28 protein-coding genes are annotated in these 25,980 nt (G+C 74.7%); 7 read left to right on the plus strand and 21 right to left on the minus strand.

Going from position 1 to position 25,980, the window contains the following annotated elements; translation table 11 throughout:
* Positions 1–38: 38 nt before the first annotated feature.
* Positions 39–722, minus strand: coding sequence for a DNA/RNA non-specific endonuclease (locus ACK8HX_RS05685; protein ID WP_411939689.1), 684 nt, complete (start codon positions 720–722; stop codon positions 39–41).
* 188 nt (positions 723–910) lie between these two features.
* Here ACK8HX_RS05685 and ACK8HX_RS05690 point away from each other — a divergent pair, with 188 nt between their 5' ends.
* Positions 911–1,546 (plus strand): dihydrofolate reductase family protein, encoded by a 636-nt coding sequence (locus ACK8HX_RS05690; protein ID WP_411939690.1) that lies wholly within the window; start codon positions 911–913, stop codon positions 1,544–1,546.
* 22 nt (positions 1,547–1,568) lie between these two features.
* Here ACK8HX_RS05690 and ACK8HX_RS05695 read toward each other — a convergent pair whose 3' ends face one another.
* Together ACK8HX_RS05695 and ACK8HX_RS05700 are read right to left on the minus strand one after the other, a co-directional pair.
* Positions 1,569–2,252, minus strand: coding sequence for a DUF4386 domain-containing protein (locus tag ACK8HX_RS05695; RefSeq protein ID WP_411939691.1), 684 nt, complete (start codon positions 2,250–2,252; stop codon positions 1,569–1,571).
* A gap of 123 nt (positions 2,253–2,375) precedes the next feature.
* Positions 2,376–2,768, minus strand: coding sequence for a VOC family protein (locus ACK8HX_RS05700; protein ID WP_411939692.1), 393 nt, complete (start codon positions 2,766–2,768; stop codon positions 2,376–2,378).
* Positions 2,769–2,870: 102 nt separating this feature from the next.
* On the opposite strand from ACK8HX_RS05700, the gene ACK8HX_RS05705 reads away from it, so the two are divergent.
* On the plus strand, positions 2,871–3,338 hold the full coding sequence (locus ACK8HX_RS05705; RefSeq protein WP_411939693.1) for an SRPBCC family protein: 468 nt from the start codon (positions 2,871–2,873) through the stop codon (positions 3,336–3,338).
* Here the strand turns inward: ACK8HX_RS05705 and ACK8HX_RS05710 are convergent.
* From ACK8HX_RS05710 to ACK8HX_RS05745, 8 genes are all read right to left on the minus strand, one after another.
* Entirely contained in the window at positions 3,310–4,947 is a 1,638-nt protein-coding gene (locus ACK8HX_RS05710; RefSeq protein ID WP_411939694.1) for a glycerol-3-phosphate dehydrogenase/oxidase, read from the minus strand. The genes ACK8HX_RS05705 and ACK8HX_RS05710 overlap by 29 nt on opposite strands.
* Before the next feature lie 108 nt (positions 4,948–5,055).
* Positions 5,056–6,828 (minus strand): HNH endonuclease signature motif containing protein, encoded by a 1,773-nt coding sequence (locus tag ACK8HX_RS05715; protein WP_411939695.1) that lies wholly within the window; start codon positions 6,826–6,828, stop codon positions 5,056–5,058.
* 962 nt (positions 6,829–7,790) lie between these two features.
* Complete coding sequence (locus ACK8HX_RS05720; protein ID WP_411939696.1) at positions 7,791–9,062, minus strand: RNA polymerase sigma factor; 1,272 nt, start codon at positions 9,060–9,062, stop codon at positions 7,791–7,793.
* On the minus strand, positions 9,059–9,505 hold the full coding sequence (locus ACK8HX_RS05725; RefSeq protein WP_411939697.1) for a YciI family protein: 447 nt from the start codon (positions 9,503–9,505) through the stop codon (positions 9,059–9,061). Before ACK8HX_RS05725 ends, ACK8HX_RS05720 begins: the two co-directional genes overlap by 4 nt.
* 147 nt (positions 9,506–9,652) lie before the next feature.
* Entirely contained in the window at positions 9,653–10,603 is a 951-nt protein-coding gene (locus ACK8HX_RS05730) for an oxidoreductase (RefSeq protein WP_411939698.1), read from the minus strand.
* Positions 10,600–11,010 (minus strand): nitroreductase/quinone reductase family protein, encoded by a 411-nt coding sequence (locus ACK8HX_RS05735; RefSeq protein ID WP_411939699.1) that lies wholly within the window; start codon positions 11,008–11,010, stop codon positions 10,600–10,602. The genes ACK8HX_RS05730 and ACK8HX_RS05735 overlap by 4 nt, the downstream gene beginning before the upstream one ends.
* Positions 11,011–11,128: 118 nt before the next feature.
* Positions 11,129–11,566, minus strand: coding sequence for a VOC family protein (locus ACK8HX_RS05740; protein ID WP_411939700.1), 438 nt, complete (start codon positions 11,564–11,566; stop codon positions 11,129–11,131).
* 61 nt (positions 11,567–11,627) lie between these two features.
* Complete coding sequence (locus tag ACK8HX_RS05745) at positions 11,628–13,043, minus strand: DUF429 domain-containing protein (protein ID WP_411939701.1); 1,416 nt, start codon at positions 13,041–13,043, stop codon at positions 11,628–11,630.
* A 139-nt stretch (positions 13,044–13,182) separates the two neighbouring features.
* Between ACK8HX_RS05745 and ACK8HX_RS05750 the strand changes: the two genes are divergently transcribed.
* Positions 13,183–14,166, plus strand: a complete 984-nt coding sequence (locus ACK8HX_RS05750; protein ID WP_411939702.1) for an NAD(P)-dependent alcohol dehydrogenase — start codon at positions 13,183–13,185, stop codon at positions 14,164–14,166.
* A 120-nt stretch (positions 14,167–14,286) separates the two neighbouring features.
* Here the strand turns inward: ACK8HX_RS05750 and ACK8HX_RS05755 are convergent, their stop codons facing one another.
* Positions 14,287–15,690 (minus strand): cation:dicarboxylate symporter family transporter, encoded by a 1,404-nt coding sequence (locus tag ACK8HX_RS05755; protein ID WP_411939703.1) that lies wholly within the window; start codon positions 15,688–15,690, stop codon positions 14,287–14,289.
* Positions 15,691–15,810: 120 nt separating this feature from the next.
* Between ACK8HX_RS05755 and ACK8HX_RS05760 the strand changes: the two genes are divergently transcribed.
* Together ACK8HX_RS05760 and ACK8HX_RS05765 are read left to right on the plus strand one after the other, a co-directional pair.
* A complete protein-coding gene (locus ACK8HX_RS05760; RefSeq protein ID WP_411939704.1) occupies positions 15,811–17,385 on the plus strand; it encodes a sensor histidine kinase in 1,575 nt (524 codons plus the stop codon).
* A complete protein-coding gene (locus ACK8HX_RS05765) occupies positions 17,382–18,077 on the plus strand; it encodes a response regulator (protein WP_411939705.1) in 696 nt (231 codons plus the stop codon). Before ACK8HX_RS05760 ends, ACK8HX_RS05765 begins: the two co-directional genes overlap by 4 nt.
* On the opposite strand, the gene ACK8HX_RS05770 is transcribed toward ACK8HX_RS05765, so the two are convergent.
* From ACK8HX_RS05770 to ACK8HX_RS05785, 4 genes are all read right to left on the minus strand, one after another.
* Positions 18,049–18,945 (minus strand): 5-oxoprolinase subunit C family protein, encoded by an 897-nt coding sequence (locus ACK8HX_RS05770; RefSeq protein WP_411939706.1) that lies wholly within the window; start codon positions 18,943–18,945, stop codon positions 18,049–18,051. The genes ACK8HX_RS05765 and ACK8HX_RS05770 overlap by 29 nt on opposite strands.
* Positions 18,942–19,673, minus strand: coding sequence for a 5-oxoprolinase subunit B family protein (locus tag ACK8HX_RS05775; RefSeq protein WP_411939707.1), 732 nt, complete (start codon positions 19,671–19,673; stop codon positions 18,942–18,944). The genes ACK8HX_RS05770 and ACK8HX_RS05775 overlap by 4 nt, the downstream gene beginning before the upstream one ends.
* Positions 19,670–20,440 carry a LamB/YcsF family protein gene (locus ACK8HX_RS05780; protein WP_411939708.1) on the minus strand — a complete coding sequence of 257 codons (771 nt, stop codon included), beginning with the start codon at positions 20,438–20,440 and terminating at the stop codon, positions 19,670–19,672. The genes ACK8HX_RS05775 and ACK8HX_RS05780 overlap by 4 nt, the downstream gene beginning before the upstream one ends.
* 116 nt (positions 20,441–20,556) lie before the next feature.
* Positions 20,557–20,763 (minus strand): cold-shock protein, encoded by a 207-nt coding sequence (locus ACK8HX_RS05785; RefSeq protein ID WP_411939709.1) that lies wholly within the window; start codon positions 20,761–20,763, stop codon positions 20,557–20,559.
* Between the two features lie 240 nt (positions 20,764–21,003).
* On the opposite strand from ACK8HX_RS05785, the gene ACK8HX_RS05790 reads away from it, so the two are divergent.
* Positions 21,004–21,441, plus strand: coding sequence for a PPOX class F420-dependent oxidoreductase (locus ACK8HX_RS05790; protein WP_411939710.1), 438 nt, complete (start codon positions 21,004–21,006; stop codon positions 21,439–21,441).
* Positions 21,442–21,446: 5 nt separating this feature from the next.
* On the opposite strand, the gene ACK8HX_RS05795 is transcribed toward ACK8HX_RS05790, so the two are convergent.
* On the minus strand, positions 21,447–21,848 hold the full coding sequence (locus ACK8HX_RS05795) for an SRPBCC family protein (protein WP_411939711.1): 402 nt from the start codon (positions 21,846–21,848) through the stop codon (positions 21,447–21,449).
* 71 nt (positions 21,849–21,919) lie between these two features.
* Here ACK8HX_RS05795 and ACK8HX_RS05800 point away from each other — a divergent pair, with 71 nt between their 5' ends.
* Positions 21,920–22,939 (plus strand): DUF5914 domain-containing protein, encoded by a 1,020-nt coding sequence (locus ACK8HX_RS05800; protein ID WP_411939712.1) that lies wholly within the window; start codon positions 21,920–21,922, stop codon positions 22,937–22,939.
* Here the strand turns inward: ACK8HX_RS05800 and ACK8HX_RS05805 are convergent.
* The 4 genes from ACK8HX_RS05805 to ACK8HX_RS05820 are packed head-to-tail and all read right to left on the minus strand — an operon-like array spanning position 22,906 to position 25,979.
* Entirely contained in the window at positions 22,906–24,543 is a 1,638-nt protein-coding gene (locus tag ACK8HX_RS05805) for an FAD-dependent oxidoreductase (protein ID WP_411939713.1), read from the minus strand. The two genes, ACK8HX_RS05800 and ACK8HX_RS05805, sit on opposite strands and share 34 nt — an antisense overlap.
* A gap of 38 nt (positions 24,544–24,581) precedes the next feature.
* Positions 24,582–25,340: a class I SAM-dependent methyltransferase gene (locus ACK8HX_RS05810; RefSeq protein WP_411939714.1), complete on the minus strand. Its 759-nt coding sequence runs from the start codon at positions 25,338–25,340 to the stop codon at positions 24,582–24,584.
* Complete coding sequence (locus ACK8HX_RS05815; RefSeq protein ID WP_411939715.1) at positions 25,337–25,651, minus strand: lycopene cyclase domain-containing protein; 315 nt, start codon at positions 25,649–25,651, stop codon at positions 25,337–25,339. Before ACK8HX_RS05815 ends, ACK8HX_RS05810 begins: the two co-directional genes overlap by 4 nt.
* Positions 25,644–25,979: a lycopene cyclase domain-containing protein gene (locus ACK8HX_RS05820; protein ID WP_411939716.1), complete on the minus strand. Its 336-nt coding sequence runs from the start codon at positions 25,977–25,979 to the stop codon at positions 25,644–25,646. Before ACK8HX_RS05820 ends, ACK8HX_RS05815 begins: the two co-directional genes overlap by 8 nt.
* Between the last annotated feature and the right edge of the window lies 1 nt (position 25,980).

Here is a 25,980-nt window from a genome sequence, read left to right on the forward strand (position 1 = left end):
CCGCCGGCCGGCTGACGCGCGGACCGCGGGTCCGCTCGTCACCAGCGCACGTCGAGGGCGCTGAGGACCAGCCGCGCCCCGTCCTCCCGGCCGGCGTCGACGGGGGTGTCCGCGTCAGCCCGCGCCGGGTCGCCGGTCGCGCCGGTGAGGCCGGGGAAGGTGAGGCCGGTCCGGGACGCGAGGTCGGGCAGGGGCAGGGCCCAGGTGTCGAACTCGTCGAGGTAGCCGACGGCACCGCGCAGGTCGGGGTCGACCTGCTGGGTGAGGAGGAAGCAGCGGTACCGCAGCGCCCCGTCGAGCCGGTACACGACGACCTTCCAGTGCTCGCGCGGGATGCGGACGAGCCCGCGGTAGGGCGGGTCGTCGGCCCCGAGCACCGGTCCGCCGAAGAGCGTGAGCCGCCGTGGGCGCAGTCCCTCCGCGGAGAGGATCGCGGCCTCGAGCATCCCCCAGCTGCCGCCGAGCCGCTCCTGGTTGAAGTCGTCCATCTGCGGGGTGATGTTCGTGAAATGGAACGAGTCGGAGTTGGCGCGCAGGGCCTCCTCCAGCGGCCCCCACAGCAGGTCGGCCCGACGCGCGACGTGGCCCCGGTCGAGGCGGTTGTCGGCGTAGACCGGGTCGAGGGTCTGGTGATCCTCGGGGACGCGGGGGTCGGGGCGGAAGCGGATCCCCGACCTCGGATCGCCTCGCCGGGGTGCAACCGGTCGCCGTCGACGTTCCACGCGACCCACGCCGCCAGGCGCCGCGCGGGGTCGAGGACGAGGGAGAAGTGGGTGTAGTCGAGGGGGTCCGCGGCCGTGGGGGCGACGGGCGGTGGCACGGGTGCGTCGAGGAAGCCGTCGTCGTAGCCCACGTCCGCCATCGTGCCACCGGGGTTCCGCGGCGGCGCGCCATGGGCTTGACTGACGCCATGGCCGGCCGGCTGCGCGTCCACTCGTTCACCGTCTCCCTCGACGGCTTCGGCACCGGGGAGGGGCTCACCGACGACGAGCCGTTCGGGCACGCCGGCGAACGGCTCCACACGTGGATGTTCGCCTCGCCGGAGGAGGGCGGGGGGCCGCCCGACGGCGTCGACGCGCGGATGAAGGCCGCCCACTGGGACGGCATCGGGGCGGAGATCATGGGCCGGCGCAAGTTCCACGTCGGCACGGGGCCGATCCCCGACGAGTGGCACGGGTTCTGGGGGTCCGAGCCGCCGTTCCACACGCCCGTCATCGTGCTCACCCACCACCCCCGGCCGGACCTCGTCATGGAGGGCGGCACGACGTTCCACTTCCTCGACGTCACGCCCGAGGAGGCGCTGGAGCGGGCCCGTGCGCTCGCCGGGGACGGCGACGTGCGGCTCGGGGGTGGCACCGAGACGGTGCGCTCCTTCCTCGACGCCGACCTCGTCGACGAGCTCCACCTCGTCGTCGCGCCGGTCGTCCTCGGCCGCGGCCAGCGGCTCTGGGACGGACAGGAGGCCCTCGAGGAGCGCTTCGCCATCGAGGCGGTCGCGGGGGACTACCCGGGAGTGACCCACCTGCTCCTCACCCGCCGGGGGTGAGCGGGTCGGTGCCCTGCCGTGCTCAGGGGGCGGAGGCGCCGCGCCTCGCCGTGAGGAGCAGCCAGCCCACGAGGACGAGCTCGCCGAGCATGAGGGGAACGAGCACCACGGACGCGTCGGCCGCCGCGAGGCGGGTCAGGACGTCGTCGAGGAGGTAGGCGACGCCCGCGACGACGGTGGTGAGGGCGACGGCCCGGGGCGCGATCCGGGTGCGCCACAGGGCGGTTCCCGCGATGACGAGGTGGAGCCCGAAGACGACGAGGGCGACAGACCACTCGCGGGCGAAGGCGGGGGCGCCGGCGCCGCCGGGCCAGGCGAGGACCGCCGCCGACCCGGCGAGCAGTGCGGCGTAGCCCGCGCGGCTCACGAGGGTGGCGGTCGAGGCGGGGGTGGCGCGGCGGCGCAGGAGCAGGTGAAGACCCCAGGCCGCGACGACGTCGAGCGTGGCGACGAGGAGGAAGGCGACACCGGCGAGCCGGGCGGCGGCGCCGTCCGGGGCCGCGGACGAGACGACGGCTGCTGCGGGCACCGCGAGGACCGTGACGGCGAGGAGGGAGACCCCGGCGAGGCGGGCGCCGCGTACCTCGGTGGCGGTCGTCGTCCGGTGGGCCCGGACCGGTGAGGGCCCGGCCGGGGCGGGTCGGGCCGGCGCCACGGTCGTGAGGCCTCGCGGCGCCGTGACCCCGCTGGCCGCTGTGGTCGTCATGGGACCCAGCCTGCCTCGTGCCGGCGCGGACCGCTGTCAGGCACGCCCCTGACGTGACCCCGAGTCGACCCGGATGCTATGCGCAGGCTGCGGCGCTGCAGAGGTGCCGGGAGGGGCCTGGGGTCAGCGGGCGTCCTCGTCGGCCTGGTGCAGGCCGAAGGTGTTGCCCTCGGTGTCGAGGTAGTACCCCTGCCAGGCCATGCCGGGGATCGCCGACTTCGGCATCGTCACCCGCCCGCCGGCTGCCTCGATCCTCGCGGCCGCGGCGTCGTAGTCGTCGACCTGCATGGTGAGGACGGCACCGTTGCAGCCGGACGCCTCCGGCGGTGCCGGGTGCGGTCGCTCCATGAGGCCGCCGTCGATGCCGGGGCCGTCCTCGCCGGTGATGACGCCCCAGTACGGGCTGCCGGTGATCGACGACCAGTCCTTGAAGGTCCAGCCGAAGACGTCGCCGTAGAAGGTCCGGGCCCGGTCGAGGTCGTCGGCCTGGATCTCGAAGTGCACGGGGCGTGCCATGGGGGTCTCCTCTCCTCGGTCACCCCCACCCTGTCACCGCCGGGCCGCGCGTGGGAGCACCGGCGCTGGCCGGACGGGTGCCAGGCCGGGCAGACTTCGCCCATGGGAAAGCCGTACTCCGTCACGCGTAGCGCCACGATCGCCGCCCCCGCCGAGAGGATCCGGGGCCTGCTCAACGACTTCCACGAGTGGACGGCGTGGTCGCCGTGGGAGGACATCGACCCCGCGATGAAGCGCACCTACACCGGGCCCGACCGCGGGGTGGGCGCCCACTACGCCTGGGAGGGCAACAGGAAGGCCGGCAAGGGCTGGATGACGATCACCCGGGACGAGCCGCAGGCGGTGGGCGCGGACCTGCACTTCGACAAGCCGTTCCCGGCCGACAACACCTTCGTCTTCACGCTGACGCCCTCCGGGCCGGACGCGACGGCGGTCGAGTGGCGGATGGACGGTGAGCTGACCCCGCTCACGCGGGTGTTCTCGCTCGTGAAGTCGATGGACTCGCTCGTGGGGCCCGACTTCGAGAAGGGGCTGGCCCGCCTCAAGCGGGTCGCCGAGTCCGCTCCCTGACCTCGAGGTAGTCGGCGAGCCGCCGCCCGGCGTCGTCCCCGAAGAGGATCTCGGCGACCTCGCGCAGGCCCGGGGACCCGACGATGTCCTCGTCGCGGACGACGAGGTCGATCTTGGAGCGGCGGCGCATGAAGTCGTCGAGGGTCACGACCATCTCGTGCTCGGCCGCGTTGTGGAGCTCGACGCGGAGGTAGTCGGTGCTGCCCATGACGTCCTCACCCATGCCGGGGTCGGCGCGGATGGCCTCGAGCATGTCGAAGGCCCTCCTGCCGTAGCGCCGCCAGAGCCGGTCGGTGAGCGGCTCGACATCCGGACGGGTCCGCAGGCTGTCGAGCTTCATGAGGCGGGCCTGGCGGTAGAACTCGCTGCGCGTGGCGGCGGCAGGCTCTCCGTACCAGTTGTGCAGGTCCTTCTCGAGGGGGATGCCGAGAGCCTCGACGTCGGCAGCGACCTCCTCGCCGACGTTGAGGCAGTCGGTAAGCTTGCCGCCCAGGACGGTGACGACCGCGCGGGCGTCGTCGCGGGCGACGACGTGCTTGCGCGAGAGGGAGGTCCAGTCGGCCTCGGTGTGGTCGCTGCCCTCGCGCTTCACGACGAGGGGGCGGACGCCGCAGCGCTCGGCGATGACGTCGCTCCTCGTCAGGGGGTGGTCGAGGTCGAGCCGGGCGTTGATCTGCGCGAGGAGGAAGTCGCGGTCGTCATCCGTGACCTGCGTGTAGGGGCTGTCGACCCGGGTGTCCGTCGTCCCGATGACCGACCGGTGGCCCATGGGAATGACGTAGAAGAGGCGCTGGGTGTCGTCGAAGAAGGCGAGGACGCGGTCGTGGCGGGTCGTCGTCAGGCGCGGGACGACGAGGTGGATGCCCTTGGAGTACACGATCCGGTGCGTCGTCGTCGTGTCGAGGCCGTCGTTGACGGCGTCGACGAACGGGCCGGCCGCGTTGACGAGGACGCGGGCGCGGGCGGTGAGCTCCTCGCCGCTGTCGACGTCGCGCAGGTGGCAGGTCCAGCGGTCGCCCTCGCGTTCGGCGCCGATGAGCTCGACGTAGTTGGCGACGCTCGCACCGGCCTCGATGGCGGAGCGGACGAAGGAGAAGACGAACCGGGAGTCGTTGTCGACGAGGTAGGCGTCCTGGTACTGGATGGCGCCGCGCAGGGTGGTGGTGCGCACGGCCGGCTCCTCGTTCTCGATGTCGGCTGTGCTGAGGAGTCGGGGGCGGTCGGTGCCGAACGCCCCGATGCCCCAGTAGGCGGTGGCACCGAGGGCCGCGAACCACGGCTTGTAGGGGGCGGAGCGGTCGAGCGCCGCGAGGAAGCCGATCTCCTTGACGTTGTCGGGGTAGGCCTTCATCAGGCGGTTGCGGGAGCGGCAGAGGTCGAAGACGAGGGGCAGCTCGTAGTTCTCGAGGTACTTGAAGCCGCCCCACACGAGGTTGCTCGACTCCTGGCTCGTGAAGCCGCCGAAGTCGCCCCGGTCGACCAGGGCCACGTTCGCCCCGCGGCCGGCGAGGCTGGCGGCCGACACGGCGCCGTTGATGCCGCCGCCGATGACGAGGACGTCGAAGAGGCCCCCCGAGATCCGGGCGAGGTTCGCGCGGCGCAGCGTCATGGCCCAAGGATCCCAGACCGAGCGGGGTGCGCGTCAGGAGGTGTGGAAGGTGGACGTTCCGGTGCGATCTGCGCGCGGGGTTTCCGGGCGGTCGCCGTTCGCGGCGGGTCAGAAGGGTGGTTCGTCGGGGAACCTGTCGCTGCGGCCGCGAGGTCGTCTGCAGGGGCGGTGGGGGTCGAGGACGGTGATGGTGTCGGCGGGGCGGATGACGCTGACTCGGCCTGCGCGCCTGGAGCTGGTGGTGGAGCGGGTCAGGGCGGGCAGAGTGGTCAGGTCGGCGCCGAGGAGGTGTTCGAGCGCGTACTCGAGGTGACTGAACCGGTCGGGTGGGGCGGCCCGTGGTGCGGGGGTGCCGGGTCGGTCGCTGCCGGCGGCGACTGTGCTGGGCGGTGCGGTCTCCCCTGCGGGGGTTGCGGTGCCGGTGGTGGCGGCCGGGGTCGCGGGGAGGGTGGCGGTGTGGAGGGCGTCGACCGGCAGTGTGGTGCGTCGTCGGCCGGTGGGGTCGGTCCAGGTGGCGGTGCCGTCGGGGTGCAGGACGGCTCGCCAGCCGGGTCGCTGTTTGATCCGGTGGTGGCGGCGGCACAGGCACATGAGGTTGCTCGCGGTGGTCGAGCCGTCGGGCCAGGGCCGGACGTGGTCGAGATCGCAGAACTTGGCGGCGACGGAGCACCCCGGGAATCGGCACCTGCCGTCGCGTCGCCGAACGAGGGTCGCCATTGTGTCCGGAGGCCGGTACGCGCTGGAGGTCCGGTGGTCGAGGATGGCGCCGGTGACGGGGTCGCAGCTTCGGTTCTCGACCCGGACGTCCGCCTGGTCGCCGCCGTCGGCGGGGTGGATCCGGTCGGTGAGCCAGGTCGTGGGGACGAGGACCTGCTCGGTGCCGCGTCCGGTGGCGACCTCGACGAACCCGCCGTCGACGGCGTCGCCGGCGGTGAGCCGATCGGCGGCAGCCACGGTCGTGGGGTCCTCTCCGGTCGCGGTAGCGGTCCGGGCGTCGGCCGCGGGCTCGACGTCGTTCGCGGGGACGGTGAGGGTGATGATGGTGGTGACCGTCGCCGACTGCATGACGAGATCGATCAACGCTTGGGCGCGGGCTCGGTCGATCCGGTCGACTGCGCCGTCGGTGAGGAGCTGGTGGGCGCGGGTGTCGATCGCGGCCCACGCCTTGGCGGCCTGTTCGGAGGGGAAGGAGCCGTCCCACACGTCCACGCCCGGCTCGCCGACGCGGCGGCGCAGCCCGCACTCCTGCCGCGCACGCTGAGCTCGCTGGCGCAGCAGGTCGGGGCTGACCCTCGCGAGCAGCCGCCGGGTCCGCCGCCGCAGCTGCACCCCGGTCTCGGACGCGAGGTGCTCACCGAGGGTGGCGATGACGGTCTCGGCGACCGGCGCCGGCGCCTCCTCCAGCTCGTGCGCGACGACCCCCGCCCGGTACCGGTCGAGATCGCCGGTGCGCATCGCCGCATGCAGCCCACCGAGGCCGGTGCACGCGGTCGTGCCGGCCTCCCCGTCGGCGGCCCACCGGACCGCGTCGCGGACCCGGTCGCTGGCGTGGTTCGCGGTGACCTCGAGCGCCCCGGACACGACCGCGGCCGCGTCCAGGGCGACGTGACCGGGCGCCTTGTGGGTCTCGGCGTCGGTGCCGTCCTCGAGCAGCACCGGCTCGATCGCGGCCAGGGCGACGATCGCCTCGTCCTGCACCGCCGACACCGCGTTGACGACCCGCTGGCAGGACCGGACCACCTCGGCCCACGCCTGCCGGGAACCGGAGGCCGGTGACGGCGCGGGGAGCGCAGCGAGCAGCGTCTGCGCGTCGTGCAGGAGGGCGAGCAGCTCGCTCGGATGCCCGGTGCGGCTGCTGGTCGCTGGTGCGGTGCTGCTCATACTGTCCCCCTCCCCTGTACCCGCGAGCCTACCCGTCAGCGAGTCTTAGCACAAGTGTTCGATAGCGTGAATGTGGATGACCCACAGCCGAATTCGCGCGGCAACCTGACGTCGGTGCGCGCCCTCCGCACCGCCCTGCGTCGGGCGAACGTGGGTGAGAATCGTCGCTGGGCCGACGATCTTCACCCACGTTCGCGTGGGAGGGGCCGGGAGGTGGCGCGACGCGTCCAGGACGTCTGTGGAGAAGGCCCGGCGCGAGGCGAGGTGGGCGGGTGCGCCCAGCGGGTGGTGAGCGGGCAAGGGAACCAAGCCGAGCGGGACGCCGTCGAGGCCGCCTGTGAAGGAGGCCCGGCGCGAGGCGAGGTGGGCGGGTGCGCCCAGGGGATGGTGAGCGGGCAAGGGAACCAAGCCGAGCGGGACGCCGTCGAGGCCGCCTGTGAAGGAGGCCCGGCGCGAGGCGAGGTGGGCGGGTGCGCCCAGGGGATGGTGAGCGGGCAAGGGAACCAAGCCGAGCGGGACGCCGTCGAGGCCGCCTGTGAAGGAGGCCCGGCGCGAGGCGAGGTGGGCGGGTGCGCCCAGCGGGTGGTGAGCGGGCAAGGGAACCAGGCCGAGCGGGACGCCGTCGAGGCCGCCTGTGAAGGAGGCCGAACGGAAGGCGAGGCGGGCGGTGCGAACAGCGGGTGGTGAGCGGGCAACGGAACGACTCGGAGCGGGACGCCGCCCAGGCGCCTGTAAAGGAGGCCGAACGGAAGGCGAGGTGGGCGGCTATGCCCAGCGGGTGGTGAGCGGACAGCGGAACGACGCCGAGCGCCACGTGTCCGGTGGCCTGACAAGGGGGCACCTCGACAGGTGGGAGTGAGCCGAGAACCGGAGCCGCGTCATCGACATGACCGGGACGTGGCCACGCCGTCGGCCGAGCCTCCCGACTGCCGGGACCCGCACCCCGCCCGGGACCAGCGCCGTCACTCGGAGCGCGCACCTGCCGATCGCCCCAGCCGGGCCGCACGCATGGTCAGGGCACGCTGCTCGGCGAGGTTCGTCGTCCGGCGGGCGGCCCCGAGGTAGCGCCGCCGGGCTTCGCCGAGGTCGCCGGCGAGCTCGGCGACGTGGCCGTGCACCGCGTGCCAGCGCGCGTGCTCGCCGAGGGTGGGCCCGATCCCGGCGAGGACGAGCCGCGCCGCCTCCGGCCCCTCCACCTCCGCGAGCGCGACGGCGCGACCGAGCTCGACGAACGGTGACGGCGCCACGCGGGCGAGCAGCGAGTAGAGGGCGAGGACCTGCGGCCAGTCGGTCTCCTCCGCCCGGGGGGCCCGGTCGTGCACCGCCGCGATGGCCGCCTGGACCTGGTACTCGCCGACGTCGCCGCCGTCGAGGGTCGAGTCCAGCAGAGCGGTGCCCTCGGCGACCATGCGTGCATCCCAGCGGGACCGGTCCTGCTCGGACAGCAGGACGGGGAGCCCGTGCTCGTCCACCCTCGCCGGCGCCCGAGCCTCCAGCAGGATCAGGAGTGCGAGCAGGGCTGTGGCGGAATGGTTCTCAGGCACGAGGCGGTGGCAGAGCCGCGCCAGGCGGATGGCCTCGGCGCAGAGGTCGGTGCGGCGCACCGCGGAGCCACCCGACGCCGCGTAGCCCTCGGTGTACACCAGGTAGAGAACCCGCAGCACGCGGGCGACCCTGTCGGACAGGGCGTCCGGCGACGAGGGCAGCTCGAACACCGCGCCGGCATCACGGACCTGACGTTTCGCGCGCGAGATGCGCTGCGCCATCGTGGCCTCGGAGACCGCGAACGCGGACGCGATCTCCGCGGTCGTCAGCCCGCCGACGGCCCGCAGCGTCAGCACCACCGCGGAGGCGGCGGTGAGCGCAGGGTGGCAGCACAGCAGGAGGACGGTGAGCGAGTCGTCGTGGTGGACGACCTCGGCGCCCGCATCCCCGCCCGGCCCGGCTCCCGGACGACCTGGGGCGCCGCCCGTCCGCGAGAACGTCTCCTCACGCCGCCGTCGCGCGACGTCGGCCCGGACCTCGTCGACGAACCGGCGCATCGCGGCCGTGACGAGCCAGCCGCGTGGGTTCTCCGGGACCCCGGAGGACGGCCAGTGCGTGGCCGCGGCGAGCAACGCCTCCTGCACCGCGTCCTCCGCGGCCGCGAAGTCGCCCGACCGGCGCGCCACGATGCCGAGGACCCGCGGCGCCAGCTCGCGCAGCAGGTCCTCGACCCCGTGGTCAGCGGTCACGACCTGCCGCCACCCGCCCCCTGGAGCCACTCACCCATCGACGCGGCGTCCGAGGGGCCGTCGTCCATGATCCGGCGGACGTGGATCGGCTGCCGCGAGGGCAGCCCTCCCGGCCCCGGTGCGGCCGACACGAGCGAGGCGATCTCCAGCGCTCGGTCGTCCGACTCGACGTCGATGACCTGGAAGCCGGCGACCCACTCCTTGAACTCCTGGAACGGGCCGTCGGTGACGACCCGGTCGCCGGGACCGGCGGCGCGCACGATCCGCGCCGCGTCCGGGGGAGTGAGGATCGTCGTCCCGACGAGCTCACCGCTCTCCTCGAGCCGCGCGTTCAGGGCCCGGTAGTAGTCGAGGTGGGCGGTCACCTCCTCCGGCTCCCACTGCTCCATCGGGGTGTCGTCGACACCGGCCTCGAAGGTGACGATGAGCAGGTACCTGGCCATTGCGGGCCCCTTTCCGGGTCGCTGGGCGGCCCGCTGGAGAGTGTCGACACCCGTGGACGGAGCCGCCCCCGGGATCTCGACACGATGATGCCGTTCCCTCGACGGGTCGGCTCGACACGACCCCGCCGTGCCGGCCCGGGTGCCTGCTCAGGCGGGGAAGCGGACCCCGGTCAGCTCCTCGCTGCGGTCCCAGAGCAGCCGGGCCAGCCCGACGTCGTCGGCCCACGGCGAGCGGCGCGACGGGCCGATCGGGCCCCGCCACCCGCCCAGCCACTGCGGCCCCACGAACGCCCCGGGCTCGGCCACGGTCGCCGCGTGCACCACGGCCTCGGCCCCGCGCTCGGGCGAGGAGAAGAACAGCCGCCCCACCACCGGAGCGGCGGCGCGCACGACCCCGAACGCCCCCAGGCCGTCGCGGCTGGCGAGCAGGCGCGTGTTCGACACCCCGGGATGGGCCGCGGTCGACGTCAGCGACCCGAGCGCCGACCCCGGGGCGAGGGTGCGGCGGTGCAGCTCGGACGCGAACAGGAGGTTGGCGAGCTTCGAGCGTGAGTAGGCGCGCTGCGGGTCGTAGTCGTCGGCGGGGTTGCCCTCGGCGACCCGGCCGTCGCTGCCGAGGTGCGCCAGCGACGACACCGTCGTGACCCGCGGGGCGGGCGTCTCGAGGAGCCGTGGCAGGAGCAGGCCGGTGAGGGCGAAGTGCCCGAGGTGGTTGGTGCCGAACTGCAGCTCGAACCCGTCGGAGGTCGTGCGGTGCCGTGGGGTCGCCATGACACCGGCGTTGTTGACGAGGAGGTCGAGTGGCTGCTCCACCCGCCTGGCGAGGGCCCGGACCGAGTCGAGCGAGGCGAGGTCGAGCGGCTCGACGCTGACGCTCCCGCGGACCCCCGCGGCGCGCAGCCGCGTCGCGACCTCCTCACCCCGCGTCGTGTCACGGACCGCCAGGACGACGTCGGCGCCCGCCCGGGCGAGCTCGCGCGCCTCCACGACCCCGATGCCCGACGAGGCGCCGGTGACGAGGGCGCGGCGCCCGGTGAGGTCCGGGACGTCGTCGTAGGTCCAGCGGCTCGCCCGTGCCCCGACGTCGGACCGGCTCACCGGCGGGCCAGCTCGACGACGGGGATGACGCGCGCCGTCTTCTGCTCGTAGGACCGGAAGCCCTCCGACATCGCCGTGAACTCGGCCCAGGCGGTGTCTCGCTCGGCCCCCTCGAGCACCCGGGCGCGGACCGCGACGGTCCCGTCGTCCGGCGTCTCGATGACGACGTCGGGGTGCGCCCTCAGGTTGTGGAACCAGTCCGGGTTGTCGGGGGCGCCGCCCTTGGAGGCCGCGATCCACCACGTGTCGACGTCGGGGCGCAGCGCCGCGAGGGGGGCGACGCGCTGGGTCCGCGTCCGCGCGCCGGTGTGGTGCAGGAGGACGAGGCGGCGGCCGAAGCCCATCGTCGTCACCGTCCCGCCGTTGGCGCGGAACTCGTCGATGATGTTCTGGTTCCAGTCGGACACGGGCGATCGGCTCCTTCGGTGCGGTGGCGGGGGCCCGCCGTCAGGGGCGGGCGCTCCTCCCGGGCGTCAACCGCCAACCCCGTCGCGGTGTTCCGCCGCCCGACGGCCGCGGCGGGCCTCAGGAGTCCGAGGACGGAGCCGGCTCCGCGGTGGCCGCCGGAGCCGATGCCTCGCGCTCGGCGCGGTTGCGCAGGATGCAGAACTCGTTGCCCTCGGGGTCGGCGAGGACCACCCAGCCGCTCCCCGGGCCGTACCGGCCGCGGTGGTCGGAGACCTCGGTCGCCCCGTGCGCGAGGAGCCGGGCGAGCTCGTCGTCGCGCCTGCCCTCGACGGGCTCGAGGTCGAGGTGGATCCGGTTCTTGACGACCTTGTCGTCGGGGACCTCGATGAACAGCAGCCGGTGCCCGCCGTCGCGGCTGAGGATCATGCACTCCTCGTGGCCGGGGAGGTTCGGGTCGCCCTCGAGGTCGACGTAGTCGAGGACCTCCTTCCACCACTCGGAGAGGGCGTAGGCGTCGTGGCAGTCGATGGTGGTGTGGGACACGCGTGCGGTCATGGAGCCACCCTGCCAGCGCCGCCGGGGGACCGGCGACCGAGTTCCCCCGGCGCTCCCGCCCTCAGACGTGGATGGCGGCGGGCAGGCCGTCGGAGAACACCTCGGGCACCTCGGGCAGCGAGCGGGACAGCCCGGCGGCCCGTCGCACGGCCGTCCACGCGACGGCGCACGCGTCGAGGACGTCGTCGGGCGCGTACCCGGAGCCCTCGAGGACCGAGGGCCGCGGCAGGCCGGCCGCCTCGAGGGCGGCGAGCCTCGCCGCCCGTCCCTCGTCGGTGCGCTTGCCCGGGAGGACGGCCCCCGCCATCGCGGCGAACGAGACCTCGGGGTGGACCTCGAGGACCTCGACGGTGGGCCGGGTCCGCAGCCACGCGTCGACCTCGAGGATCTTCGCGCGCAGCGCGAAGGCCTGGGCGCCGACGCCCTGCCCGCTGAGGCCCCGGTTGACGGCGTCGGCCTCCGTCCGGGTCGGCTGCTCGTAGGCGGGGCGGGTGAGGGTGGTGAAGACCGAGCTCGCCCGGCCCTTCAGCGCTCCACGGGCCAGGGCGTCGGCCTGCCGGACCGTGGTGTCGGGCAACCCGATCGGGATGTCGATGCCGACCACCTGCACCGGGACCTCCGCGCGGACGGTCTCGACGAGCTCGGCGATCGTCGCCGCGACGACGACCCGGGGACGCGGTGCCCCGGGCACGAGGAGGGCCCCCACCCATCCGCCGACGCAACCGTCGACACCGAGGACGGGGGCGACCACCTCGACCGGATCCGGCTGTCCCACGGTGGTTCCCGCGCCAGGGCGAGCAGCGGGACCGCCGGCGCGAAGTCGTTCGACGGCGTCGAGGACGAGGTCGAGGGTGGGCTCGAACTCGTGGCCGAACGAGTACCCCGGCTGGAGGGCGTGTCCTTCGGCGAACGCCGCGAAGTGCGGGTAGGCGGCCCGGACCTCCGGGACGAGGATCTCGGCGCCGATCTCTGCGAGCTCGTCCACGGTCTCGAACGGCAGCGCGTTCTCCTGGAGGAGGAAGCCGTACAGGTGGGCGTCGAGGAGGGCGAACGCCGTGCCGGTCGTCGGGAGGTCGAAGCCCTCGGCGAGCAGGCAGCCGAGGACGGCGTCGTGGTGCGCGATGCTGGCCGGGCCGGGGGTGCGCCGCGAGTCCATGAGGCCGACGGCCCACCGGTGTCGCCGGAGCGCCTCGCGCCCGGACACCGAGCGCAGCCGCAGCTCGGGCCGCCAGGGCCGACCGACGACGGGGAGGTGCATCTCGGCGAAGACGGCGTCGACCATGGCGTCGAGGAGGACGTCCTTGCCGCGCACGTGGTGGTACAGCGACATGGCCTCGACACCGAGCCGGGTCGCGAGTGACCTCATCGACAGCGCGGTGAGGCCCGCCTCGTCGGCGAGGGCGACGGCCTCCGCGACGACCCGACCTCGGCTCAGGGTGGGGCGGTCGGCGGCTCGGTCGGCGCGGTCGCTGGACATCGGACTCCTCGCGTCAGGGGGGTGGCGGCGCGGGTCAGGGCCACCTCAGGGTGGTCCCGGATGCGTCGGGGCTTGTCCGATCTTACGACGTAAGGCTACCGTGGGACCACCATCCGAACTTACAGCGTAAGGAGGCGCCGTGCGCGCCATCGTCCAGGACCGCTACGGCGGCACCGAGCAGCTCCACGTCGTCGACCTCCCCGACCCCGTGCCGGGGGAGGGCGAGGTCCTCGTGCGGGTCGGCGCCGCCGCCGTCGACCGCGGCACGTGGCACGTCATGACCGGCACCCCGCTCCTCGCCCGCCCGGGTCTCGGGTTCCGCGCACCGCGCGCCGGGTTCCGGACGCCCGGGCGCGACTTCGCGGGCACGGTCGAGGCCGTGGGTCCGGGCGTGGCCGGCTGGGCCGTCGGGGACCGCGTGCACGGCACCGCCAACGGCAGCCTCGCCGAGCTGGTCACCACGTCGGCCGCCCGGATCGCCCACCCGCCCGAAGGCTTGTCGGCGGAGGAGGCGGCCGCCCTCCCGGTGTCAGGGCTCACCGCCCACCAGGCGATCCGCGGCGCCGGCGTGACCGAGGGGCAGCGCGTGCTCGTCGTGGGGTCCTCCGGTGGGGTCGGCCACTTCGCCGTCCAGCTCGCGAGGGCCGCCGGGGCACGGGTCACCGCGATGGCCGGCCCCGACGGCGCCGACCTCGCCCGCCGGCTCGGCGCCGACCACGTCCTCGACCGGACCCGCGACGCCATCGGCGCCGAGGGCGTCCGCTACGACGTCGTCCTCGACATCGCGAGCAACCGGCCGCGCCGCGAGCTGCGCCGCGTCCTCACCGAGCGGGGCACGCTCGTCTGCATCGGCACCGAGAACGGCGGCCGGTTCACCGCGGGCCTGCACCACTCGGTGGCGGCCGCCCTCCTCAGCCCCTTCGTCCGCCAGCGCCTCGTCATGCACGTGTCGAAGGAGCTGGGCGCCGACCTGGAGGAGCTCGACGCCATCGTCGCGACCGGCGCGGTCCGTCCCGTCCTCGACCTCGTCGCGCCCTTCGAGAAGGCCGCGACGGCGATCGACCACCTTGCCGCGGGCAGGGCCCGCGGCAAGGTGGTCGTCACGGTGTCACCCTCCGCCTGAGGCGCGACCTACCGCCTGGTACGGGCTGCGATCGCAGCACTGACCAGGCGGTAGGTCTCGCTGGAGCGGATGGTGTGGGTCACCGGGGCGGCCGTGAACCCCTCCGCGGCCCCGGTGCGCTCAGTGGCCGGCGGTGCGGGACAGCGGGTCGCCGACGAGGTCGCGCTGGTCCGGACCCGGCTCGTCCTCCTCGTCGAGCATCGTCGCCTCGTCGAAGGGACGCTCACCGGCGAGCACCGACCGCGCCTGGTCCTTGTCGAGCTCGCCGACCCACGTGCCGATGAGGACGGTGGCGATGGCGTTGCCGGCGAAGTTGGTCAGCGCGCGGGCCTCGCTCATCATCCGGTCGATGCCGACGATGAAGCCGACGCCGTCGACGAGGTCGGGCCGGTGCGACTGGAGGCCGCCGGCGAGGGTGGCCAGACCCGCACCGGTGACGCCCGCGGCGCCCTTGCTCGCGATGATCATGAAGACGAGGAGCGAGACCTGCTGGCCGATCGAGAACGGCTTGTCGAGCGCCTCGGCGATGAACAGCGAGGCCATCGTCAGGTAGATCGCGGTGCCGTCGAGGTTGAACGAGTAGCCGGTCGGGACGGTGATCCCGACGACCGGACGCGAGACCCCGAGGTGCTCCATCTTCGCGATGAGCCGGGGCAGCGCCGACTCCGAGGAGGACGTCGAGAGGATGAGGAGGAACTCGCGGGCGAGGTACCTGAACAGCGACCACACGTTCATGCCCGCGACGAGGCGCAGGAGCGAGCCGAGGACGCCGAAGACGAAGATCGCGCAGGTGGCGTAGAACGCGACCATGATCAGGCCCAGGCTCTTGAGGGCGTCGATGCCCGTGGCGCCGACGACGGCGGCCATCGCGCCGAACGCCGCGACCGGGGCGAGCCACATGATCATCGCCATGAGGCGGAAGACGAGCTTCTCGACGTGCTTGATGCCGCGCAGGATCGGCTCACCGGCCGGGCCCATCTTCTGCAGCGCGAACCCGACGAGGAGCGCCACGAGCAGCGCCTGGAGCACCGAGCCGGACGTCAGCGCCGACACGAGGGTGTCGGGGACGAGCCCGAGGATGAAGTCGGTCGTCGACTCGGCCTCGGTCGCTGCGGCCTCCCGACCGCTCTTGGCGAGCTCGTCGGTGAGGTTCAGGCCCGCACCGGGCTTGACGATGTTGCCGACGACGAGGCCGATCGCGAGGGCGAGGGTCGACATCGTGACGAAGTAGCCGAGGGCGAGCCCGCCGACCTTGCCGACCTGGGCGGCACGCTTCACCGACCCGATGCCGAGGACGATCGTCACGAAGATGATCGGGCCGATCATCATCTTGATGAGGTTGACGAAGAACGTCCCGAGCGGCTTGAGCTCCTTGCCGAACTCGGGGAAGAGGAAGCCGACGAGGATGCCGGCGACCATCGCGACGATGACCGCGAGGTAGAGGAAGTGCGTGCGGTCGCGCTTCCTCGCCTCGGGGGGCCTTCCGCCCGGTGTCGTGGGGTGGTCGAGGGTGCTGCTGCTCATGGCGCGAACTCCTTTGTCCGGGCGGGTGCCGTCCCGAGGAGACTTCCGGACCCGGCGGATATCGTCACCGTTGTGTACGCAGTGTTCACGGGCAGCGACGCCCCGGCCGGGGCCTGACCCGTGCTGCGCCGCAGCGTCGCGGCCCAGACGACGGCCCTCGTCGTCGCCCTCGTCGCGACCGTGGTCCTCGCGGGGCTGGCGGCCGCGTACGTGCAGGCCCGGCGGGCGGTGACCCAGCAGGCGACGACGCAGGTCCTCGCCGTCGCGCAGTCGGTGGCCGCCGAGCCCGACGTCGTGGCGGGGGTGCGCGCCCGGGACACCTCCGGCGCCCTGCAGGCCCTCGCCGAGGGCGTGCGGCTGCGAACCGGGACCGACTTCGTCGTCATCATGGGCACCGACCGGATCCGGTTCAGCCACCCCGACCCGGCGCAGATCGGCAAGACCTTCCTCGGGCACACCGAGGAGGCCCTCGCCGGCGGGACGGTGCTCGAGGACTACGTCGGCACGCTCGGCCCGAGCCGTCGCGCCGTCGTCCCGGTGCTCGACGGAGGACGGGTCGTCGGGCTCGTGGCGGTGGGGGTGAGCAAGGGCGACGTCGACGAGCTGCTCTCGGCCGAGCTCGTCCCGCTCGCCGTCGCCGGCACCCTGGCCGGCCTCCTCGGGGGCGTCGGCGCGGCCCTCATCGCCCGCCGCGTGCGGCGGCAGACGCGTGGGCTCTCGGCGCGCGAGCTCCAGACGATGCACGACCACCACGACGCGATCCTGCACTCGGTGACCGAAGGGCTCGTGCTCGTCGACCCCGAGGGGCGGGTCCGGCTCGCCAACGACGAGGCGCGCCGCCTCCTCGGGCTCTCGTCCGACCCGGCCGGCGAGGCCGTCGCCGAGCTCGGGCTCGCCGAGCCGCTCGTGCAGGCGATGACCGACGAGGACGCCCGCGAGGACGACCTCCACGTCACCGACCGCCGCGTCCTCGTCCTCAACAAGGCGCGGGCGCAGCGCGAGGGCGAGGACCTCGGGTCGGTCGTGACGATCCGCGACCGCACCGACCTCGAGGAGCTGACCGGCGAGCTCGGCCAGGCGCGCAGCCTCGCCGAGGCGCTGCGCTCGCAGGCGCACGAGTCGAGCAACCGGCTGCACACGATGGTCTCGCTCATCGAGCTCGGCCACCCCGAGCGGGCGGTCGCCTTCGCGACCGAGGAGCTCGAGCGGGCGCAGCACCTCACCGACCGGGTCGTCGCGGGGGTCGAGGACCCCACGCTGTCGGCGCTGCTGCTGGGGAAGTCGGCCGAGGCGCACGAGCGCGGCGTCGACCTCGTCATCGACCCCGGCCTGGCGTGGCCCGCGGGCGCCGCCTCTCCGCGCGACGTCGTCACCGTCGTCGGCAACCTCGTCGACAACGCCCTCGACGCCGTGACCGGGATCGAGGGCGAGCGCCGGGTCGAGCTGACCGCCCGGACGGTCGCGGACCGGGTCGAGCTCACGGTCACCGACACCGGCCCGGGCATCCCCGACGCGCTGCGCGAGCTCGTCCTCGAACGGGGGTTCACGACCAAGCCCAGTGACGGCGCCGGAGGGCGCGGCCTCGGGCTGGCGCTCGTGCGGCACACCGTCGCCCGGCTGGGCGGCACGCTCGACATCGGCGCCGCGCCGGGCGGACGGGTCACCGTGACCATCCCCCTTGAGGTCGCCCGGTGACACCGGGCGGACCCATCGCCGTCCTCGTCGTCGAGGACGACCGGGTCGTCGCGGAGGCGCACGCGGCGTACGTCGCACGGGTGGCCGGGTTCGCCGTCTCGGGCATCGCCCACACCGCCCGCGAGGCCCTGCGCCACCTCGACCGGGAGCAGGTCGACCTCGTGCTGCTCGACATGGGGCTGCCGGACCTTCCGGGGCTCGACGTCGTGCGGACGATGCGCGGGCACGGCCACGCCGCCGACGTCATCGCCGTCACCTCGCAGCGCGACCTCGAGATGGTGCGCTCGGCGGTCTCGCTCGGTGTCGTCCAGTACGTCCTCAAGCCCTTCGTGTTCCCGACGCTGCGCGACCGACTCGAGTCCTACCGGGCCTACCGCGAGACGCTCGTCGGCGCCGCGGAGGCCGACACCCAGGCGCAGGTCGACTCGGTGCTGGCGCGGCTGCGGCCGTCGACGGCGCCGGCGGTGCCGAAGGGCATGACGGAGGACCTGCTCGGCCGGGCCGCTGCGACGGTCCGGGAGGCCGGTGAGCCGCTGTCCGCGGCCGAGCTCGGCGACGTCCTCGGGGTCAGCCGGGTCACGGCCCGGCGGTACGCCGAGCACCTCGTCGAGAGCGGCCGGGTGCGCCGCGGCCACCGCTACCCCGGGATCGGGCGCCCGGAGGTCACGTACGAGTGGGACGGCCGCGCGTGACGAGCCGGAGGCGGACGGTGTCGCCGGGGCGCAGCTGGGCGGCCCGGTCGGCGGCGTCCGGGGTGAGGACGGCGACGACGGGGTAGCCCCCGGTGACCGGGTGGTCGGCGAGGAAGACGACCGGCTCGCCACCGGGCGGGACCTGCACCGCGCCCCGGACGAGACCCTCGCTGGGCAGCTCGCGCTCACGGTGGGCCGCGTCCCTCTCGACGCGGGAACCGTTGAGCCGCAGGCCGATCCGGTCGCTGGCGCCGCCCACGGTCCACACCGGACCGATGAGGCCGCCGAGCGCGGGTTCGCCGCCGACCCAGGGCGCCCGCGGCCCGGGGGTCGCGTCGAGGACCGCAGGGGTGGAGGCGTCCTCGCGCCGGGGGGCGTGGTCGAGGTGGGGGAGGCGCGAGCCGGCCGCCCCGACGGGGAGCACGTCGCCGGCACGGACCGGCGGTGGGCCCAGGCCGCTCAGGGTGTCCGTGGACCGCGAGCCGAGGACGGGGTCGACGGCGATGCCGCCGCGGACCGCGAGGCAGGTGCGCAGCCCGCGGTCGGGTGTGCCGAGCCGGAGCACCGCCCCGTCGGGGAGGTCGAGCAGCGACGCGTGCGCGACGGGTCGGCCGTCGACGGTGGCGGGCGCCGGCGCCCCCGTGAGCGCCACGGTCAGCCGGCCGTGGGCCCGCACCACGAGGCCACCGAGCAGCACCTCGAGCCCCGCGAGGGCGGGGTCGTGCCCGACGAGCCGGGCCCCGAGCCGGTGCGCCCCGCGGTCGGCGGCACCGGAACGGCCCACCCCGACGGCGGCGTGCCCCGGGCGGCCCTCGTCCTCGACGAGGACGAGCGGGCCGGTCGCGAGGACCTCGAGCGCCGCGGTCACGGCGCGCCGTCGGTGGGGCCGTCGACGGCGACGAAACGGACGGTCGCGCCGGGGGCGAGGAGCGCGGGCGGGTCGCGGCGCTCGTCCCAGAGGACCGCGTCGGTGCTGCCGATGAGCTGCCAGCCGCCCGGCGACGCCCTCGGGTAGACCCCGGAGAACTCGCCGGCCAGGCCCACCGAGCCGGCCGGGACGGACGGGCGCGGGCTGTCGCGGCGGGGGACGCGCAGGCGCGGGTCGCCGCCGACGAGGTAGGCGAACCCGGGGGCGAAGCCGCCGAACGCGACCCGCCACGGGGTGCGGGTGTGGGCGAGGACGACCTCGTCGGTCGTGAGGCCGCTGAGGTCGGCGACCTCGGCGAGGTCCGGGCCGTCGTAGCGCACCACGACCTCCACCTCGGCCCCCGAGCGCCCCCGCACGGCCTCGCGTGCTGAGGTGGTCGTCCCGTCGACCACCGGAGCACTCACGACGGTGAGGGCGGCCGAGCGCAGGGCGGGGAGGTCGGCCCCGTCGCGGGTGACGAGGAGGACGGTGCGCGCCGCCGGCACGACGTCGGTCACGCCGGCCCACGGACCCTCCGCCGCGTCGACGAGCGGCCGGAGGGTCGCGGCGAGTGCGAGGACGGCATCCAGGTCGGCGACCTCGAGGAGCAGCCCGCCCTCGCCCATCGGGAGGACGGCCACGGCCTCGCGGCCGCTCCCCTCGGGCCCACCCACCTCGGCGCCACTCACGGGCGGGCGACGAACGGGGCGACGGCGACGCCCGCGTCCTCGAGGGCGCGGCGCACGGCCCGTGCGATGGCGACCGCGCCGGGGGTGTCGCCGTGCGTGCACACCGACCGCGCGGCCACCTCGACGACGGTGCCGTCGGCGGCGACCACGGTGCCCTCGGTGACGAGGCGGACGACCCGCGCGGCGACCTCCTCCGGGTCGTGGAGGACGGCGCCGCCTGCCGAGCGCGGCAGCAGGTGGCCGTCGGGGGCGTAGCCGCGGTCGGCGAAGGCCTCGCCGACGGCGGGGATCCCCGCCTCGTCGGCGACGCGCAGCAGCACCGACCCGGGCAGGCCGAGGAGCGGCAGCGTGCGGTCGTAGGCGGCGACGGCCTCGACGACCGCGCGCGCCTGGCCCTCGTCGACCGCCGCGGTCGTGTAGAGCGCGCCGTGCGGCTTGACGTACGCGACCCGGGTGCCGGCCACGCGGCACATCGCCTCGAGCGCACCGAGCTGGTAGAGCACGTCGGCGGTGAGGTCGGCCGGCGCGACGTCGAGGCGGCGCCGGCCGAACCCGGCGAGGTCGCGGTAGCCGACCTGCGCGCCGACGACCACGCCCCGCTCGGCGGCGAGCGCGACGGTGCGCCGGATGGTCGTGGCGTCGCCGGCGTGGAAGCCGCAGGCGACGTTGGCGCTCGTCACGACCTCGAGCATCGCCGCGTCGTCCCCGAGCACCCAGGTGCCGAAGGACTCCCCGAGGTCGGCGTTGAGGTCGATGGTCGGCGTCATGACCCGACGCTAGCCGCCCCGCGGGTGCCGCGCCGGGCGCCGGACGCACACGACCGCCGCCCGGAGCGGACGGCGGTCGTGGGATGCGCCCGGCACGGGCGCGGTGGTGACGAGGGTCAGCCGATGACGGTGATGTTCGCCGCCTGCGGGCCCTTGGGGCCCTGCTGGGTCTCGTACTCGACCTTGGCGTTCTCGTCGAGCGAGCGGTACCCGTTCGACTGGATCGCCGAGTAGTGGGCGAAGACGTCGGCGGAGCCGTCGTCGGGGGCGATGAAGCCGAAGCCCTTCTCGGCGTTGAACCACTTCACGGTGCCAGTAGCCATGGTTGGCCTTCTTTCTGAGGGGAGCGCCACCACGAGTCGGTGGCCTCCGCGTTGGTGATGCCTGGTACGTACCTCTGCTCAGAAAGCGCCTCTCGCCCCGGCGGGACGATCCTGCAACCACTGCACAACGGAAAGCTCAACAACTGCCGTCAACCCTAGCGGCCCGCACCCCGATCCCGCGCATCGTGCACAGGGGGGCGTCCTGACCTGCTCCGATCCGGGCGGTTCTACGCTGCGTGGATGGACGACCGAGCAGCACACCGGCCGGCGGGCGCCCGGCACCCCCTCGCCGACGCCCGGTACGTCGAGCTCACGACGTTCCGTCGTAACGGCGCCGCCGTGCGCACCCCCGTCTGGGTCGCCGCGCCGGAGGACGACCCCGCCCGGCTCGTCGTCATCACCGTCGACGGCACCGGCAAGACCAGGCGCCTCGCCCACACCGCGCGGGTCGAGCTGCGCCCGTGCACCGTCCGCGGCGTCGTCGCCCCTGACGCGCCGACGGTCCACGGGCGCGCGACCGTCGTCCGTGACCGCGAGGGTGTCGCCCGGGTCAGGCGCGCGGTCGTCGCCAAGTACGGCTTCCAGGCCCGGTTCTCCGACCTCGTGGAGGCGGTGACGTCACGCGTCGGCATCCACCGCGCACCGCGGGCAGGCATCGTCGTCGAGGTCGACGCCTGACCGGATCACGCGGTGACGAGGCGGCCCAGCGACCAGCGCGCGAGGGGGGCGTAGGCGAGGACGACCGGCCGCGGTCCGTGGACCCGCACCCACGCGGTGCTGCCGGTGGCACCGTCCTCCTCGACGCCGTGCTCGAGCCGCAGCCGCAGCGGCCCGGACCGCACCGACCAGGACCAGGTGCGCTCGTCCTCGTCGACCGTGTCGACGCGGAACACCGCGACGAGCCCGCCCACCCCGGTGACCCGTCCGGCCGTCCCGGCGCGGACGACGTCGTGGGGGTAGTCGACGGACCGCAGGTGCGGCGCCCATCCCGGCCAGGCGGCGGGTCTCGTGTAGCGCGCCCAGACGGCGTCGGCGTCGAGGGGCCCGCCGGCCGCCACCCGCACCGAGCCGAGGAGGAGGTCCACGACCCCATCCTCGCTCCCGTGGCGTCGAAGGTCACTGGTGGGCGGGGCGGGCGGGGGGTTAGCGTGATGCGGTGAGCCTGCTGCGCACCGACCGCTCGTGGCGCGCCGAGGTGCGTCGCCGCGTCCCCGTGCGCCGGATGCCGCTGACCCCGCCCGACCGGCTGCGCGGCACGTGGCGCGAGGCGAAGCCCGGCCGGATCGAGGCCTCGCTCGCCGCGGCGCTGCGCCGTCCGACCCACGGCTGGCTCGTGGCTGCCGCCTCCGCCGACGTCGTCGCCGGGCGCACGCTGCTGCGGACGGTCGCCGGGCGCGAGGTCGTCCTCTGGCGGGACGCGGACGGCTCGCTCCTCGCCGGCCCCGGGGCCTGCCCGCACCTCGGGGCGCCGCTGGCCGACTGCGACGTCGTCGACGGCACGGTGCTGTGCCGGTGGCACGGGATGCCACTGGGGCGCGAGGGCGACGGCGGCCTGTGGCGCACCTTCGCCGCCCACGACGACGGCGTCCTCGCCTGGGTGCGGGTCGGCGAGGTCGAGGAGGGCGTCCGGCCCACCGACCGGCCGGTGCTCGCGGTCCGGCCACGGCCCGAGGAGGCCATCGCGTCGGTCATCTCGCTGCGCTCGGTGTGCGAGCCGCGTGACATCGTCGCCAACCGCCTCGACCCCTGGCACGGCGCGTGGCTGCACCCCTACGCCTTCAGCGACCTCTCCGTCGACGACGCGGCCTCGACCGACGACCGGCTCGTCCTCGACGTCGCGTACCGGCTCGGACGCACGTTCGCCGTGCCGGTGACCGCCGAGTTCACCTGCCCCGACTCGCACACGGTCGTCATGACGATCACCGCGGGCGAGGGGGTCGGCAGCGTCGTCGAGACGCACGCGACGCCCATCACCGCACCGGGCGCACACCCCGCGGTCACCGTGATGACCGAGGCCGTCGTCGCGACGTCGGACCGCACCGGCTTCCGGGTGGCCCGCGCCCTCGCGCCGCTCGTGCAGGTGGGGATGAGGGCGTCGGCGCGACAGCTGTGGGCCGACGACCTCGACTACGCGGCGCGGCGCTACTCGCTGCGGCGGGCCGACAGCGCCCGGTAGGCGCCGATCCCGCGGCGGGCGAGACCCGGCAGCGCGCCGAACCGCCCGCTCGTCGGCGCGGACCACACCCCGTGCCCTGGCAGGCCCCAGCCGGTGAGCAGCCGGTCGGCGGCGAGCCACCCGGTGGTCGCGGCCCGTTCCATGAGGGCGACGGGCAGGTCGCAGCGCACGGCGTCACCGGCGAGGACGAGGCGCGGCTCGGGCGTCACGACCCCGGGCCTCGTCGCCCACGGCTCGACGCCGACGAGGACGCAGTCGCGCTCGACGAGCCACTCCTCGTGGACGCTGCGCAGCCCCGCCGTCTCGGGGTAGAGGCGGTGCAGGCGCTCGACGAGGTCGGTGCGGAGGGCTGCCTCGTCCGTGCCCTCCGGGAGCGCGTAGGCATGCAGCTCGACCACTGAACCACCGTGTGCCGCAGCCCATTCGGCTGCGTGGTTCTCGAACCGCTCGAGCACCGACACGTTGTCGAGCGGCCCGTGGCCGCTCGTTCCGAGGAAGGGGGCACGGTGCTGCGCGACCCTCCCGTCGAGCCACAGCCGCAGGACCGCGAAGGCGGGGGCCGAGCGGACGCCGGCCACGTGCCGGCGCCAGGTCGCGCCCGCGTCGGCGTCACCGCCGAGCCCCGGTGACGCCTCGACGACGGTGCGCAGCCCGACGGGGTCGAGGGCGAGGACGACGCCGTCGGCCTCGGTCCACTCCTGCTCCGTCGACCGCGGCCTGCCGTGGAGGAGGGCGAGCCGGTCCCCGCGCTCGGTGACGGTGCGGACCTCGCGTCCCGTGTGGACCTCGACCCCGAGGCCATGGAGGTACCGGCCGAGCGGGGCCCACAGCGTCGAGTCGTAGTCGTCGCGCGGGACGTCGAAGAGCAGGCCCTCGGCCGAGCCGACGAAGTAGAGGTGGAACATCGCGAGCAGCTCGGCCCCGGAGAACTCGCGGGGGTCGGCGAAGAAGCTGCGGGCGAACACCTCGAGCGCGAGGTGGCGGGCGCCCTCCGGGAAGTGCAGCCGGTCGAGCAGGTCGGCGGCACTGACGCCGTCGAGGGCGACGAAGGTGTCGGGGAAGTCGACGTCGAGGAGGCCGAGTGCGGCCTCGACGTCGACGGCCGCGAGGCCGCGCAGGTCGAAGCTGGGGCTGCGCCGCACGAACTCGACGAGGTTCCACGGCGGCGTGCGCGGGATGCCGGCGAAGGAGTCGGTGCCGCCGCCGGCGCGGGCCAGCGGGTAGTCGTCGAGCGGCCGGAGGCGGTCGAGGGTGGGGTCGGTTCGGCGCAGGACGGCTCGCAGGTTGTAGTACTGGCGGAAGAAGGCGTGGAAGCCGCGGCTCATCTGGCCGGTGGACCCGTCGGGCAGGGTGACCGGCCACGACCGCACCCGACCGCCGAGGCGCTGCTCCCGCTCCAGGACGGTGACCCTGACCCCGCGCTCGGCGAGGCCGAGAGCGGCGGTGAGGCCGGCGATGCCACCCCCGACCACGACGACGTGCCGCGTGCCGGGGTCGGGTGGAGTGCCGGCGGCGGGCTCGGGGGGCGGGTGGAACTCGGCCCGCCGGTCGCGGCCCGGCCGGTACCGCGGCGCCGGTCGAGGTGTTCGGCGGGTCTCGCGCACCGGCCGAACACCTCGACCCACGCGGACCCGGTCGGACGTCACCTCGACCCGCGATCGGGCAGCGACCCCACGACGGTGTGGACGACCCCGTCCTGCCACCCGGGGTAGGACCGGTGGCGGACGTCGACGAGCCCCGCGGCCTGGAGCCGCCCGCAGACCGTCTCGACCGAGTCGAAGTCCCGCACGCTCGTGTACAGGTACCGGTGCAGCGGCACGTCGGACCGCTTGAGCACGGCCAAGGGGATGATGACGCCGTGGCACACCGCTGCCCAGGCCACCCGGGCCCGCAGCGACCCGGCGACGGAGTAGTCGTGGACGACGAAGGCCCCGCCCGGGCGCAGGACGCGGGCCACCTCGCGCACGAGGCGCTCGCGGTCGGGGACGTTGCGCAGCAGGTACGCGCCGAGGACGCCGTCGACCGAGCCGTCGGCGAGCCCGGCGAGGTGCTGCACCGCGTCGGCGACGACGAGCTCGACCGCGTCGGGCCACTCCTTCGCGCGCGCCTGCGCGACCATCCCCTCGGACGCGTCGACGCCACGGACGTTCAGGTCGCTCGGGCGCCGGCCGGCGCGCGCCCAGGCGTCGAGGACCGCCCGGGTCGAGGCCCCCGACCCGCAGCCGAGGTCGAGGACGGTGACCGGCCCGCCGTCGGCACCCGCCCGGGGCAGCCGGTCGACGAGCGCCGTCGCCGCCGTGGCGAGCTGGTCGTGGTACCCCGGCGACAGCGCGACCATCGCGTCGTAGGTGGGGGCGGCCCGGTCGAAGGCGTCGGCGAGCACCCATCCGTCACGCGTCATCGCGCCTCCTCCCGTCGTCCCACGCGCAGCCACGCGAGCAGCGTCAGGACGATCATGCTGAACCCGAAGAGGTAGTCCTCGACGGGGATGTCCCACGGGATGCGCACCCCGGTGATCTGCTCCTCGTCGTAGAGGACGATCGGCGCCGAGAGCTTGGTCAGCCACCCGTCGACGAGCACGTGGAAGGCGTAGACGATCGCCATCGCGAGCCAGAAGCGCGCCTGCCGGAACAGCCCGGTGCGCAGCCAGAGCAGCTCGAGGAGGACCACGCCCACCACCGAGACCACCGCGAGCGCCGTGTACTCAGGCATCGCCACGCCTCTCGCGGACCCACCCGAGCACCGTGCCGACGGCCTCGTAGGTGAGGAGGGCGCAGATCGGGACGACGACGAAGAAGACGACCTCCTCGACCGGGACGTCGAGGGGCAGGAGGATGCCGGTGGTGTACCGCTCGCTGTACCACCAGTGGCCGCGCACGATGCCGAGGACGTCCCAGGCGAGGAACACGACGAGCATCGGCAGCAGGGCGAGGACGAGGCGCCGCGGCTGCCGGTAGACCCGGGCCCGCAGGACGACCTCGAGCGGCAGGGTGACGACGAGGCACCCCGCCATGAGGAGCAGGTACTGGTAGCGGTCCACG

The organism is Oryzobacter faecalis (assembly GCF_046764005.1).
GTDB classification, from domain to species: Bacteria; Actinomycetota; Actinomycetes; order Actinomycetales; family Dermatophilaceae; genus Oryzobacter; species Oryzobacter faecalis.

Coding starts and splice junctions, on each gene's coding strand:
- ACK8HX_RS05690 (WP_411939690.1), top strand. CDS start 911: ATGGCCGGCCGGCTGCGCGTCCACTCGTTCACCGTCTCCCTCGACGGC.
- ACK8HX_RS05695 (WP_411939691.1), bottom strand. CDS start 2,252: ATGACGACCACAGCGGCCAGCGGGGTCACGGCGCCGCGAGGCCTCACG.
- ACK8HX_RS05700 (WP_411939692.1), bottom strand. CDS start 2,768: ATGGCACGCCCCGTGCACTTCGAGATCCAGGCCGACGACCTCGACCGG.
- ACK8HX_RS05705 (WP_411939693.1), top strand. CDS start 2,871: ATGGGAAAGCCGTACTCCGTCACGCGTAGCGCCACGATCGCCGCCCCC.
- ACK8HX_RS05710 (WP_411939694.1), bottom strand. CDS start 4,947: ATGACGCTGCGCCGCGCGAACCTCGCCCGGATCTCGGGGGGCCTCTTC.
- ACK8HX_RS05715 (WP_411939695.1), bottom strand. CDS start 6,828: ATGAGCAGCACCGCACCAGCGACCAGCAGCCGCACCGGGCATCCGAGC.
- ACK8HX_RS05725 (WP_411939697.1), bottom strand. CDS start 9,505: ATGGCCAGGTACCTGCTCATCGTCACCTTCGAGGCCGGTGTCGACGAC.
- ACK8HX_RS05740 (WP_411939700.1), bottom strand. CDS start 11,566: ATGACCGCACGCGTGTCCCACACCACCATCGACTGCCACGACGCCTAC.
- ACK8HX_RS05745 (WP_411939701.1), bottom strand. CDS start 13,043: ATGTCCAGCGACCGCGCCGACCGAGCCGCCGACCGCCCCACCCTGAGC.
- ACK8HX_RS05755 (WP_411939703.1), bottom strand. CDS start 15,690: ATGAGCAGCAGCACCCTCGACCACCCCACGACACCGGGCGGAAGGCCC.
- ACK8HX_RS05780 (WP_411939708.1), bottom strand. CDS start 20,440: ATGACGCCGACCATCGACCTCAACGCCGACCTCGGGGAGTCCTTCGGC.
- ACK8HX_RS05785 (WP_411939709.1), bottom strand. CDS start 20,763: ATGGCTACTGGCACCGTGAAGTGGTTCAACGCCGAGAAGGGCTTCGGC.
- ACK8HX_RS05790 (WP_411939710.1), top strand. CDS start 21,004: ATGGACGACCGAGCAGCACACCGGCCGGCGGGCGCCCGGCACCCCCTC.
- ACK8HX_RS05810 (WP_411939714.1), bottom strand. CDS start 25,340: ATGACGCGTGACGGATGGGTGCTCGCCGACGCCTTCGACCGGGCCGCC.
- ACK8HX_RS05815 (WP_411939715.1), bottom strand. CDS start 25,651: ATGCCTGAGTACACGGCGCTCGCGGTGGTCTCGGTGGTGGGCGTGGTC.